Source organism: Candidatus Frankia nodulisporulans, assembly GCF_902806475.1.
GTDB lineage: Bacteria > Actinomycetota > Actinomycetes > Frankiales > Frankiaceae > Frankia > Frankia umida.
Genome location: NZ_CADCWS010000119.1, coordinates 1 through 12,398, shown reverse-complemented (window position 1 = coordinate 12,398; position 12,398 = coordinate 1). Strand labels below are relative to the sequence as shown.

At 71.6% G+C, this 12,398-nt stretch carries 11 protein-coding genes and 2 tRNA genes; 10 read left to right on the top strand and 3 right to left on the bottom strand.

The features are described 5' to 3' along the window. The 6 genes from G6R24_RS22355 to cimA all read left to right on the top strand — a co-directional run. A partial coding sequence (locus tag G6R24_RS22355; protein WP_225438452.1) for a hypothetical protein occupies positions 1–181 on the top strand: 181 nt, incomplete at its 5' end. 162 nt (positions 182–343) lie between these two features. Continuing rightward, positions 344–1,372, top strand: coding sequence for a 3-isopropylmalate dehydrogenase (locus G6R24_RS12400; protein WP_163549407.1), 1,029 nt, complete (start codon positions 344–346; stop codon positions 1,370–1,372). 141 nt (positions 1,373–1,513) lie between these two features. Continuing rightward, the gene (locus G6R24_RS12395; protein ID WP_163549406.1) at positions 1,514–2,440 is read left to right on the top strand and encodes a branched-chain amino acid transaminase; all 927 of its coding nucleotides are present in this window, start codon (positions 1,514–1,516) and stop codon (positions 2,438–2,440) included. A gap of 160 nt (positions 2,441–2,600) precedes the next feature. Then, positions 2,601–2,987 carry a CBS domain-containing protein gene (locus tag G6R24_RS12390; protein ID WP_163549405.1) on the top strand — a complete coding sequence of 129 codons (387 nt, stop codon included), beginning with the start codon at positions 2,601–2,603 and terminating at the stop codon, positions 2,985–2,987. Between the two features lie 109 nt (positions 2,988–3,096). Further along, positions 3,097–3,774: a Crp/Fnr family transcriptional regulator gene (locus G6R24_RS12385; RefSeq protein WP_163549404.1), complete on the top strand. Its 678-nt coding sequence runs from the start codon at positions 3,097–3,099 to the stop codon at positions 3,772–3,774. A gap of 287 nt (positions 3,775–4,061) precedes the next feature. After that, complete coding sequence (gene cimA / locus G6R24_RS12380; protein WP_163549403.1) at positions 4,062–5,666, top strand: citramalate synthase; 1,605 nt, start codon at positions 4,062–4,064, stop codon at positions 5,664–5,666. Positions 5,667–5,738: 72 nt separating this feature from the next. Here cimA and G6R24_RS12375 read toward each other — a convergent pair whose 3' ends face one another. Then, entirely contained in the window at positions 5,739–5,999 is a 261-nt protein-coding gene (locus G6R24_RS12375) for a hypothetical protein (protein WP_163549402.1), read from the bottom strand. A 162-nt stretch (positions 6,000–6,161) separates the two neighbouring features. Here G6R24_RS12375 and G6R24_RS12370 point away from each other — a divergent pair, with 162 nt between their 5' ends. The 3 genes from G6R24_RS12370 (at position 6,162) to G6R24_RS12360 (ending at position 7,406) form a co-directional block, all read left to right on the top strand. Beyond that, positions 6,162–6,941: a fumarylacetoacetate hydrolase family protein gene (locus G6R24_RS12370; RefSeq protein WP_163549401.1), complete on the top strand. Its 780-nt coding sequence runs from the start codon at positions 6,162–6,164 to the stop codon at positions 6,939–6,941. Positions 6,942–7,141: 200 nt separating this feature from the next. Continuing rightward, a tRNA-Gln gene (locus G6R24_RS12365) sits at positions 7,142–7,213 on the top strand. A 120-nt stretch (positions 7,214–7,333) separates the two neighbouring features. After that, positions 7,334–7,406: transfer RNA gene (locus tag G6R24_RS12360), tRNA-Glu, on the top strand. Positions 7,407–7,530: 124 nt separating this feature from the next. Here G6R24_RS12360 and G6R24_RS12355 read toward each other — a convergent pair. Then, complete coding sequence (locus tag G6R24_RS12355; RefSeq protein ID WP_163549400.1) at positions 7,531–7,815, bottom strand: hypothetical protein; 285 nt, start codon at positions 7,813–7,815, stop codon at positions 7,531–7,533. A 201-nt stretch (positions 7,816–8,016) separates the two neighbouring features. Between G6R24_RS12355 and G6R24_RS12350 the strand changes: the two genes are divergently transcribed. After that, positions 8,017–9,645, top strand: a complete 1,629-nt coding sequence (locus G6R24_RS12350) for a sensor histidine kinase (protein ID WP_163549399.1) — start codon at positions 8,017–8,019, stop codon at positions 9,643–9,645. A 283-nt stretch (positions 9,646–9,928) separates the two neighbouring features. On the opposite strand, the gene G6R24_RS12345 is transcribed toward G6R24_RS12350, so the two are convergent. Beyond that, positions 9,929–12,154: a serine/threonine-protein kinase gene (locus G6R24_RS12345; RefSeq protein ID WP_163549398.1), complete on the bottom strand. Its 2,226-nt coding sequence runs from the start codon at positions 12,152–12,154 to the stop codon at positions 9,929–9,931. Positions 12,155–12,398: the final 244 nt, after the last annotated feature.

Sequence of the window (12,398 nt, the reverse complement as noted above, 5' to 3'; positions counted from 1 at the left end):
CCGTGGGGTGGCGCATGGCGGATGGTTCGCGGACCTGGTGTCCCTGATCTACGGCCAGGTCGGAGTGTCGCCCAAAAATCTTCGGCGGCGATGTCGGGCGATGGCCGGATGGATGGCGGTGGACATCCGTCAATTTGTCAACAACGGTGTTGTTCATGGTCGTTGTGTTGCCGGATTTTGATTACTCCCCGCAATCTTGTGGGTGGATTCGGTGGTTGTCCGGCGGGTCCTGGAGACGGATGCGCGGCGGCGGGGCCACGGCAGCGCCGTGACCGGGCGAAAGCGCAGCACACGGGCCGGGTCGGGCCGCCTCGGGTCGTCGTGGACGGCTACAGTCGGCCTTATGAGGCTTGCGGTGATCGGCGGTGACGGGATCGGCCCCGAGGTGGTGGCCGAGGGGCTACGGGTGCTGCGTGCCGTGCATCCCAAGGTGGAGACGACCGAGTACGACCTCGGCGCGCGCCGCTGGCACGCCACCGGCGAGACCCTGCCCGACTCCGTCCTCGCGGAACTGCGTGGGCACGATGCCATCCTGCTCGGCGCAGTCGGCGATCCCGGGGTGCCCAGCGGCGTCCTCGAGCGGGGCCTGCTGCTGCGGCTGCGCTTCGAGCTCGACCACCACGTCAACCTGCGGCCGGTGCGGCTCTACCCCGGGGTCCGCTCGCCGCTGGCCGGCGATCCCAGCATCGACATGATCGTGGTTCGGGAGGGCACCGAGGGGCCGTACGCGGGTGCCGGCGGCGTGCTGCGCCGCGGTACGCCGCACGAGGTCGCCACCGAGGAGAGCCTGAACACCCGGTTCGGTGTCGAGCGGGTGGTGCGTGACGCGTTCCGTCGGGCGGCCCGGCGGGAACGCCGCCAGCTCACCCTCGTGCACAAGAACAACGTGCTCACCAAGGCCGGTGACCTGTGGTCGCGCACCGTCGCCGAGGTCGCCGTCGAATTCCCCGAGGTGCAGGTCGGCTACCAGCATGTGGACGCGGCGTCGATGTTCTTCGTGACCGACCCGGGCCGCTTCGACGTGGTGGTCACCGACAACATGTTCGGCGACATCATCACCGACATCGGCGCGGCCATCACCGGGGGGATCGGGCTCGCGGCCAGCGGCAACCTCGACCCCTCGGGGGTTCATCCCAGCATGTTCGAGCCGGTACACGGCAGCGCGCCCGACATCGCCGGCCGCCAGCTCGCCGACCCCACGGCGACCGTCGCCTCGGTCGCCATGCTGCTCGACCATCTCGGGCACGCGGACGAGGCCGCCCGGGTGGAGGCGGCCGTGGCGGCGTCGCTGGCCTCCCGGGCGGGTTCCGACGCGGCGACGATGTCCACCCGTGAACGCGGCGAGGATCTGGCGACCCGCGCCGCCGGCTGATCCGATCGGGGGGCCGGGCGGGTCGTCGCGTCTCGCCCCGCGTCGCCGGCTGGTTATTCTCGTCCGGGGCCGTGGATCCTGCCCCGTTCCTCCCGCCGACCGGTCCGTCTCGAGTCGTCGCATACTGGCCTGGAGTCCGCTGTGCCCATCACCCCCACCTCCAAGATCTGGATGAGCGGCGAGTTCGTCGACTGGGACGATGCCCGCATCCACGTGCTCAACCCGACACTGCACTACGGGTGGGGCGTCTTCGAGGGCATTCGCTGCTACGCGACGGCCGACGGGCCCGCGGTCTTCCGGCTGAGCGACCACATCGCCCGGCTCTACCGCAGCGCGAAGATCTACGTGATGGAGCCGCGGTTCACCGAGGAGGAGGTGGTGGCGGCGACGAAGGAGACCATCGCCGTCAACGACATCACCTCCTGCTACATCCGGCCGCTGGTCTACCTCGGCTACGGCGAGATGGGGCTCAACCCGCTGCCGTCCCCGGTCGAGGTGATGATCGCGGTCTGGCCGTGGGGTGCCTACCTCGGGGAGGAGGCGGAGGCCAACGGCGTGCGGGCGATGATCTCCTCCTGGAAGCGCAACGACCCGAACATCACCCCGCCGGCGGCCAAGGCGTCCGGGCAGTACCTGAACTCGTCGCTGGCGAAGGTCGCGGCGGTCAAGGCCGGGTACGACGAGGCCATCCTGACCAGCCCGAACGGCCACATCGCCGATGGCACCGGGGAGAACGTCTTCCTCGTCTCCGGCCGCAAGGTGATCACTCCGCTGCTCACCGACGGTCCGCTCGGCGGCATCACCCGGGCCTCGATCATGCAGATCGCCGCCGATCAGGGCTACGAGGTGGTCGAGCAGCACGTCGTGCGCACCGATCTCTACCTCGCCGACGAGGCGTTCTTCACCGGGACGGCGGCCGAGATCGTGCCGGTCGTGTCCGTCGACGACCGCCAGATCGGCAGCGGCAAGCCCGGGCCCGTCACGCGGGAGCTGCTGGAGATCTTCCACCAGGCCACCCGGGGCGAGCTGGAGCGCTACCGCTCCTGGAACGAGCTCGTCCAGAGCTGAGCCCGCCACCCGCCGACTCCATCCCTCAGGGTGGCGAATGTCACGCCGAGGGCACGCCGATTCCCGCTTCGGTCTGGTAAAAGCGCCGGACCAGGCTTACCGTCGCCTGTGAAGCGTTCACGAACGCACAAGCGTCGGGGGGCGGACGTCGGGAGGCGACGTGCAGGTCTCGGAGGGGATGAGCTCCCTTGTACTCATGATCGGTCCTGGGCACACCCTGCGCCAGGCGGCCCGGCTGATGGCCGCCCGGCGGGTCGGGGCGGCGGTGGTGCACGACGCGGACAGTCAGGGCTACGGCATCCTGACCGAGCGGGACGTGCTGCGGTCGGTGGCGGCCGGGCAGGACGCCGACGTCGAGCTCGCGGGCGACCACCTCACCCGCGATGTCGTCTTCGCGGATCCGGGCTGGTCGCTCGACGAGGCGGCCGCCGCGATGCTGCGTGGGGAGTTCCGTCACCTGATCGTGACCTCCGGTGGCGAGGTCGCGGGCATCCTGAGCATGCGCGACGTCGTGCGTTGCTGGAGCAGCAGTCGCGTGACGGCCTGAGGTGTCAGGTGTGCCGCCACACACCGCGCGCGGTCCGTCCGGCCCGTCCGTACGGGCTTTGTCGACGGCTGCGGCACACGAGGGGGACCGGCAACGCTACGGTCACCGCATGCACGACAACGAGGCGGTCGCCCTACTTCGCGCGACCACACTGCTGAAGGAGCTGGACGAGGAGGATCTGCTGCGCCTGGCCGCCCGCGCGGTCACGCGGCGATTCCGACGGGGGCAGGTGGTCTTCAGCGAGGGGGAGCCCGCCGACACCCTGCTCGTGGTCGCCAGCGGCAGACTGAAGGTGCTCACCAAGGCCGATGACGGCCGCGATCACGTTCTGAACATCGCCGGGCCGCAGGAGACCCTGGGTGAGCTCAACCTCGTCGAGGCGGGCACCCGCTCGGCCAGCGTCGAGGCGCTCGAGCCCAGCACCGCGCTGGTACTCGACCGGGCGGCGGTGTGGGAGCTGGTCCACGAACGTCCCGCGGTCGCCGAGCAGCTGATCCGAGCTCTGGTCGCCCATGTGCGGCGGCTGACCGGCGCCAACGCCGACCTGGTGTTCCTCGATCTGCCGCGCCGGGTGGCGAAGCTGCTGTTGTTGCGGATGCGCGAGGCGGGCCGCCCGGTGATCGAGCTCGGCCTCACCCAGACCGAGATCGCCTCACTGCTCGGCGGCTCCCGGCAGTCGGTCAACCAGGCGCTGCGGGAGTTCGAACAGCGGGCCTGGATTCTGTCCGAAGGCCAGACCATCACGATCATGCAGGTCGACCGGCTGCGTCGCTTCGCCGGCGACTGAGCGCGCCGCGCACGGCGTGAGGCGCCCGGCGGTCGGGGGCGCCATGGCACACATCACACTGTTCACATGTCAGGCCTGTTACACGTAGGCTGGTTCTCCGGCGGCGAACCCGTCTCCGTCGCGCGTTCCGGTCGCTGACCCATGGGGCCGGGCGCGTGGCGGCCCAGGTTGCGCGCCTGCCGGCCGCTTTCGCCGGAGTGTGGTCCACGTGCGGCTGGGGGGAGCGTGCAGCGGCCGCGTCGGTCTGGTCCCGCGGCCCCATCCGATCCACCGGAGAGGCGCCCGGCGTGCGGCCATATGATCCCGATTCCCTGCACATCTACGACACGACCCTGCGGGACGGCACCCAGCAGGAGGGCCTGTCCCTGTCCGTCGGAGACAAGCTGACGGTCGCGCGCCATCTGGACGACCTCGGCGTCGGTTTCATCGAGGGTGGCTGGCCGGGGTCGAACCCGAAGGACGCGGAGTTCTTCGACCGGGCCCGTTCGGAGCTGTCGCTGCACACCGCCCAGCTGGCCGCGTTCGGTGCCACCCGGCGGGCCGGCCGGGTGGCCGCCGACGATCCGCAGGTCGCCGCGCTGCGTGAGGCCGGCACGTCCGTCGTGTGCCTGGTGGCCAAGTCCGACCTGCGCCACGTCGAGCGGGCGCTGCGCACCGACGCCGCCGAGAACCTGGCGATGATCCGGGACACCGTCGCGCATCTGCACGCCGAGGGCAAGCGGGTCTTCCTCGACGCCGAGCACTTCTTCGACGGCTACCTGGCCCACCCGGACTACGCCCTCGCGGTCGTGCGGACCGCGGCCGAGGCCGGCGCCGAGGTGGTCGTGCTGTGCGACACCAACGGCGGCATGCTGCCCGGGCGTATCGGCACCGTCGTCAGCGACGTGCTGGCGGCCACGGGCGCGCGCCTGGGCATCCACTGCCACGACGACGCCGACTGCGCGGTGGCGAACTCGCTGATCGCCGTCGAGGCCGGCGTCACCCATGTGCAGGGCACCGCCAACGGCTACGGCGAGCGCTGCGGCAACGCGAACCTGTTCAGCATCATCGCGGGTCTGGAGACCAAGCTCGGCCAGGCCGTGCTGCCCCCCGGGCGCCTCGGTGAACTCGTCCGGGTCGCCCACGCCATCGACGAGGTGACCAACTCCGTCCCCGACCCGCACCGCCCCTACGTCGGGACGAGCGCCTTCGCGCACAAGGCCGGTCTGCACGCCAGCGCCGTCAAGATCGACCCGGACATGTACCAGCACATCGACCCGGCCGTGGTCGGCAACGACATGCGGATGCTGGTCTCCGAACTCGCCGGCCGGGCCACGCTGGAGCTCAAGGGCCGCGAGATCGGGCTGGACCTCTCCGACGAGCGCGACGCCCTCGGACGCATTCTGGAGATCATCAAGAGTCGCGAGGCCGCCGGGTTCGCCTACGAGGGCGCCGAGGCGTCCTTCGAGCTGCTCCTGCGCGACGAGGTCAGCGGCCGCCAGCGCTTCTACACCCTGGAATCCTGGCGGGTCATCGTCGAGCAGCGCCCCGGCGGCGAGGTGGTCAGCGAGGCCACGGTGAAACTCACCTCGCACGGCTCCCGTCACGTCGCCACCGCCGAGGGCAACGGCCCCGTCAACGCGCTCGACCGGGCTCTGCGCCTGGCGCTGGAGAAGTCCTACCCGGGCCTTGCCGATCTGGAGCTCGTCGACTACAAGGTGCGCATCCTGGACGGTCGCCAGGGTACCGGGGCGGTCACCCGGGTCCTGGTCGGCACCGGTGACGGTCGCTCCCGCTGGGACACCATCGGCGTCGACGAGAACATCATCGCCGCGTCCTGGTCGGCCCTGGAGGACGCGGTCACCTTCGGCCTGCGCCGCCAGGGCGAGCGCCCGGACCCCGCCGCCCACTGACCCGCCGCCCACTGACCTCAGGGGCGCCGGCCGGCGGCCGGGTCCGAGATGACCCGCCCGCCGGGAACGTGCTCAGTCCTCGATCTCCTCCCACCACTGGCACCACCAGTCCCCGCCCACCAGCACGCGCAGCTTGGGGTGCCAGCAGTAGGTGATGTCCTTGTCGGTGTCCAGGTAGTACAGGCAGTTGTCGCACCGCTCGGTGCCGTTCGGCTTGCCGCGCAGGATCGCGTCCTCGGCCAGGTGGCCGAGCTTGACGCTGAGCTCCTCGTCGATCGGCTTCGGCTCGGGCGCTCCCACGTCGTACACCGGTGTCGTGTCGAGCTCGCTCACGGTTGTCCTTTCTCGTCTCGCCGCCACGTCGGTGCTCCCGGATCCGGGAGCGCTCCGGTCATCCTGCCCGATTGTCGGTCAGCTTCCCCGTTCTGGCGAACCTGATCACCTCGGGTCAGGTGGGTCGCCGCGATCGGCCGATGGACGGATACGGTCGGGGGCGTGCGTATCGCGAGGTTCACCGATGGTTCCGAGCCCGGCTTCGGGGTGGTCGAGGGTTCGGTCGAGGACGGTACGGCCGTCGTCGCGGCCATCGCGCCCCATCCGTTCGGTCCGTTCTCCCTCACCGGCGCGCGCTTCGCGCTGGACGACGTCCGACTGCTCGCCCCGGTGCTGCCCAGCAAGGTGCTGTGCGTCGGCAAGAACTACGCCGACCACGTCCGTGAGATGGGTGGGGAGGCCGCCCCGGCCCGCCCCGTCCTGTTCCTGAAGCCGTCGACCAGCGTGGCCGGGCCGGGCGATCCGATCGTGCTGCCGCCCGACAGCGAACGGGTGGACTTCGAGGGCGAGCTCGCCGTCGTGATCGGCCGCCTGTGCCGGGACGTGTCCCCCGAGCGGGCCGCGGAGGTCATCCTCGGCTACACCTGCGCGAACGATGTCACCGCCCGCGACCAGCAGGCGGCCGACGGCCAGTGGACCCGGGCGAAGGGCCACGACACGTTCTGCCCGCTCGGTCCCTGGATCGAGACCGAGCTCGATCCGTCCGACCTGGCGTTGCGCACCACCGTCGACGGCGAGGCCAGGCAGAGCTCCCGCACGAAGCTGCTGCTGCGCGGCGTCCCGGAGCTGGTGGCCTACATGTCGGCGGCGATGACCCTGCTACCCGGGGACGTGCTGCTGACCGGCACCCCGGCCGGCGTCGGTCCGTTGCGGCCCGGGCAGCGGGTCGCGGTGACCCTGGAGGGCATCGGCACCCTGACCAACCCGGTGACCGCACGCTGATCCACCCGGGTCGGCGGGGCGAACGCCGGCCCCTTTTCCGGACAAGGAACCCAGCCCCGGCGACCTCGCGCCGGGCACCCGGGACGGGGTCGCCACGCCGACGCGCTGTCGGACCTCCCCGTCCGGTCAGCGCGCCGGATGGGGTACAGTAGGCAACGCCGAACGGCCCGCTGGGTAACCCAGGGGGTTGGCGAGGCCCCTGGGGTATGGGGTAATTGGCAGCCCAACGGATTCTGGCTCCGTTAGTCTAGGTTCGAGTCCTGGTACCCCAGCTGCATGATCGGCGGTCACCAGAGCCGATTCGCCGGACCTGTCCGGCATCATGTACAGTAAGTCGCACAGTTCAATATGGTTCCACTCGATGCTCTTCGCGGTATCGGTGTGGAGGTCTTGGCCCCGTCGTCTAGTGGCCCAGGACGCCGCCCTCTCAAGGCGGTAGCGCCGGTTCGAATCCGGTCGGGGCTACAGCAGTGGTGCATCTTCTTTCTTCCCTCAGAAGGCCAGAGGTATGCACGTGTCCCATGCGTCACAATGGCCCACGGAGTTTCCTCCGTGGGCCATTGTCGTCTGTGGGCCCGGCGCGCCGCCCCTAGCGGACGACGGCCAGCCGGGGCATCGCCGCCGGGTGACGGGCCATCGCGCAGTCACGGCAGCCGCAGGAGCTCGGGCCACCCCGGCCGTGCACCTCGGGGGCCGGGCCGTCGGTCACGGCGAGCGGCTCGATGGTCGAGACCAGCCGCAGCCGGGGCCGTGCGGTCAGCGCCAGGGCGGACTGGGCCTCATCGGCGCGGTCGTCGGCCGGCGAACCCGAGCGGGCCGCACGCGCAACACCGAAGGCGATCGCGGTCGAGGCAGTCAGGGCCGCTGGGGGCACGGTGTCCTCCTCCATGGGTGGCCGTCCTGGGACCACCTCGCGGACCACAGCCTGGTCGGACTACCAACCCTTGCGCCATCCTCCGATGAGCCCGGTCGAAGGTGGTGCGGAAGGCCTAGTCAAACCTGGGCACTGTCGCCATGCGACACCACCCTTGACAACCATGGTGCTCCCGGGCTCGAACGGTAGAAAATTGCGCGGATGTCCACCGTCAGCCCTCCGACCCCCGAACGGGCCCGCCGTCGTCATGGCAGCGCCCGGGCTGGTCGCGGCGCGCGCCGGGGCGAGCGGGTCACCGCCGCGGCGCAGGCAGCGGTGACGGGCGCCGCACGATCCATGCCGCCGACAGACGATGACGACGAGCGTGACGCGTCGAGTCCGATGCGCCGTCTCGCCGCCGTCCTCCCCCAGGGGCGCGGCCTGCCGCTGGAGGACTGGACCGCCCGGCACACCCTGATGTGCCTGATGCTGGCCCTGCACCTGCCCATCATCGTCGGCTACGCCGTCGTCGAGGGCCGCAGCGCCGGGCACGGCCTGCTGGCGGCGACCCCCTCGGGCCTGCTGTTCGCGGCGGCGGTGGTGCCGGGGCGGCGCCGGGTGCGGGCGCTCGCGGCGAGCCTGGGCCTGCTGTGCTGCTCCGTCGTGCTGGTGCACATCGCCGACGGTCTGACGCCCATGTACTTCCACTTCTTCGTCGTGGTCGCCCTGATCGCGCTCTACGAAGAGTGGACGGTCTACCTGCTGGCGATCGCGTTCGTGTTCGTGGCGAACCTGACGATGGGCAACATCGTCACGGATGGTTCGCAGATGTTGGACAACGCGTGGTTGCTCGCCGGTCTGCACGCCGGGTTCATCTTCGCGCTGGCCTGCGCGCAGATGGTCTTCTGGCACTACAACGAGCAGTCCCGGCGCCGGGTCGAGCACTACCGTCAGCAGCTGCACGAGGGGCAGCAGTCCCTCATGGCCCGGCTGGAGGAGACCGACCGCATCCGCAGCGATCTTGTCGCCACGGTCTCGCACGAGTTCCGCACGCCGCTGACGGGTATCCGGGGAAACCTGCTCACCATCCGCCGCCGCCGCGACCGGCTCACCGACGCCCAGCTCGACGACCTGCTCGACACCGCGGTGCGCCATTCCGACCGGCTTTCCCGGCTCCTGGAGAACATGCTGACGGCCGCCACGGCCACCGGCACCGACGAGACGACGATCGCCGACCTGCCCGAGGTCGTCCGGCACGTCCTCGCCGGCCTGCCCTACACCAGCTCCCCCAGCAGTGTCACGGTCGACCTGCCGGACAAGCTGTCCGTCCGGATGGCCCGCCAGGCCCTCATCCAGGTCGTCGCGAACCTGGTGGACAACGCGCTGGTGCACTCCTGGCCGGGTGCGCCGGTGCGGCTCATCGCCGGCCGGGTGGGCGACGAGGTCGTCCTGCGGGTGCGCAACCCCGGCCCCGACCTGGATCCCGACACGATCCGCCAGCTCTTCGAGCCCTTCACCCAGCGCGATGGCACGGCGACCCGCTCCACGGATGGTGCCGGGATGGGCCTGTACGTCGTGCGCAGACTGGTCGAGGTGCACGGCGGCCGGCTGCGCATGTCGTCGGACAGCGGCGAGATCATCGTCGAGGTGAACCTCTGGGCCGCCACCGCGACCGCCATCCCCACCGTGGACGAACCCGAGTCCGAGCTCCCGGTCCCCATGCCGCTGCCACGCAGCCTGCGGGTGGACGACAGCCGACCGCCCCGATCGCTGGGCCGCAGCCGCCCCGAGCTGCGCTCCCTGCCCTCCTCCTCGGACGTCAGCTCCCTGCCGATCGACCGCTTCGGCTGACCTCCCGGTCGCCGCCCGTCCGGCTATCCGCCCGCCGGCCCGGTGGTTGCCGTGTGTCCGGCACCGCCCGCCGGCCCCCAGAAGATGCGCCACACAGGACGTGACCATCGTCGATGGCGGGCATCGCGGGCAGCGCAGTGAGCGTCGGGCAGTGAGCGTCGGTAGTGGGCAGCGCAGCCGGCAGTGGGGGTGTCGGGGGCACCGCGCATGACAAAGCCCGGTCGGGCTGCCGGGTGAGGGCGGTCCGACCGGGCTTTGGACGCGCGTTCGGGAGGGGCCTGGCCTACTTGGCGGCCGCGGGCGTCGCCTTGGCCGGGGGCGGGGTGGTCGCGGGGGCGGCGCAGGTGAGGGTGAGGGTCACCGTGGAGGAGCCGCTCGGGCGTCGTCCGGTGGGCGTGTAGCCAGTGACCTGGCTGGTGTAGCCGGACGGGCAGGCACCGTTGATCCAGTAGAAGCCGGCGGCGTTCAGGGTGCTCTTCGCCTTGGCCTCGGTCATGCCGGTGACGTTCGGGACGACCGTGCAGTCGTTGCCCTGGACCTGCAACGCGATGCGGGTGGTCTTCGCGACCTTCGTGCCCTTGGGGTTCTGGCGCACGACCGCGTCCACGGCCCCGTTGTCGTAGCAGTCGAACTTCTTGTCCACGTTCTGGAAGCCCGCGGCACTGAGGGTGTTGACCGCGGCGTTGACCGACGAGCCCTCGGTGTTGGGCACCGTGGCCGTCCCGTCATCGGTCGGGGACGGTGCCGGGCTGCTTCCCGCGGTCGGTCCGGTCGTGGGTGCGGCCGAGGTGGCGGGCGCGGCGCCGGCCGCGGTGGACACCGGGTGGGCGCCGGGTCGACCGACGACCCCGGCCTGCGTCGCACCGGGGATCGCGACGATCCCGCCGCCGGGGCTCGTCGACTCGCCCGGCGCGGTGGTCGCGCTCGGGTCGAGCGAGACCTCGACGCCGGTGGCCGCGCTCAGCGAGCTGTTCGCGTCACCGTTGGACGCCAGCGCCCAGCCGCCGGCGCCGGCGACCAGGGCGACGACGAGGCCGGCTCCGGCGGCGATCCGGGTGCGTCGCCGACGGTCGGCGCGCCGTGCGCCGTGGCCACCCGGCCCACCGCTGGACGGGGTGGGCTGCTGAGCCGCGGACATGACCGTGTTGGTGTCGGCCGCCGGGCCACCGGAGTGAGCCGGGACCCGGACGACGGGGGCGAACCCGGTCGGCGCGTCGGCGTCGCTCCAGCCGCCGGCCCGGCTCCCGGTCGGGCTGCCCCCACCGGCGCCGCGACCGGCACCCAGGCCACGACCAGCACCAGCACCGGTGGCTCCGGCGATCCGGGTCATCTCCACGTCGGAGTCCCAGCCTCGGCCGGTTCGGCCCACGGTGGTCGCGGGCAGGCCGCCGGCGATCTGGGTGTGCTCCAGGTCGCTCCAGTTCCCCCGGGTGTCACCGCCGCCCATCGCCGCGGTTCCCATCACGCCGGTTCCCATCACGCCGGTTCCCATCACGCCGGTTCCCATCACGCCGGCACCCAGCGCGGCGGTGCGCGGCGCGGTGGCACCCTCGGCTGCTCCGGTGGAACGGGGCCCCAGGACCCGGGTGCTGATGGGGCGGGCACCGGTGGGGCGGGCGACGGAGGTGTAGCGCCCGGGGGGCGCCGCGGCGGGGCCGATCGGCATGCCTGCCGGCGCTGCCGCGGCGGCACCACGCAGGCTGGCGGCGAGGGCCTCGTCGAGCTCGTCGGCCGCCTCGGCGGCGCTGATCGGCCGGGCCCGCGGCGATTTGGCGAGCATGCGGGACAGGACATCCCACAGGGGAGCCGGGACGCCGTGGATCGGCTGCGGTTCGTCCTCGCGATGCGCGCGCAGCAGCTCGACCGGGTTCGGCGAGTCGTACGGCGGCGAGCCGGCGAGGATCTCGTAGAGCACGACGCCGGCCGCGTAGACGTCGACGGCGGCGGTCGGCGGGGCCCCCGCGGCCAGCTCCGGCGCCATGTACAGGGGAGTGCCGACCGGGCCGGTGGCCTGCTGGGTGTGGCGACCGATCATCCGGGCGATCCCGAAGTCGGTGAGTCGCACCACCGGACGATCCGGGTCGGCGGAGTCGATGAGGATGTTCTCGGGCTTGACGTCGCGGTGCACGATGCCGGCCGCGTGCACCCGGTCGAGGGCGTCCAGCGTGCCGATCGCGATGCCGACCGCCTCCCGGGCGGGGCGTGGCCCGTACTGCCGCAGATGGGCCCGTAGGTCAGGACCGTCGACGAGGTCCATCACGAGGGCCAGCGTGTCCGGCTCCCTGACCAGGTCGCGCACGGCGACCAGACCGGGGTCGTCCAGTTTGGCGAGCAGGTCCCACTCCCGCAGGAACCTTTCGACGATCACCGGGTCATCGGCGAGTTCGGGCCGTAGCACCTTGATGGCGACCGGCGTGCCGTCGGAGACCCGCTCGCCCTGCCATACCTGGCCCGTCGTGCCCTGCCCCAGTACCTCGTGCAGCACGTACCGCGAACCGAGTCTGCGCACCGCGCCCTGCCCCTCCCTGGCACCGCCCGTGGCGGTTATGCCTTTCGACGGCGCCGCCGTGGGCGCTTCTCGCCCATCCGTGCGGAACCCGGAGATCCCCCGAGACCGGATGCCGCTGGCACCTCGGGGGTCCATTTCGATGGTGCGGTGGACCACCACGTGCTTACCAGTTGCAATGGCCCGCTTGGACCATCCGATCTGCCACTCCGATCATCCGAGACGGACGACTCGAACAGGCTACGAC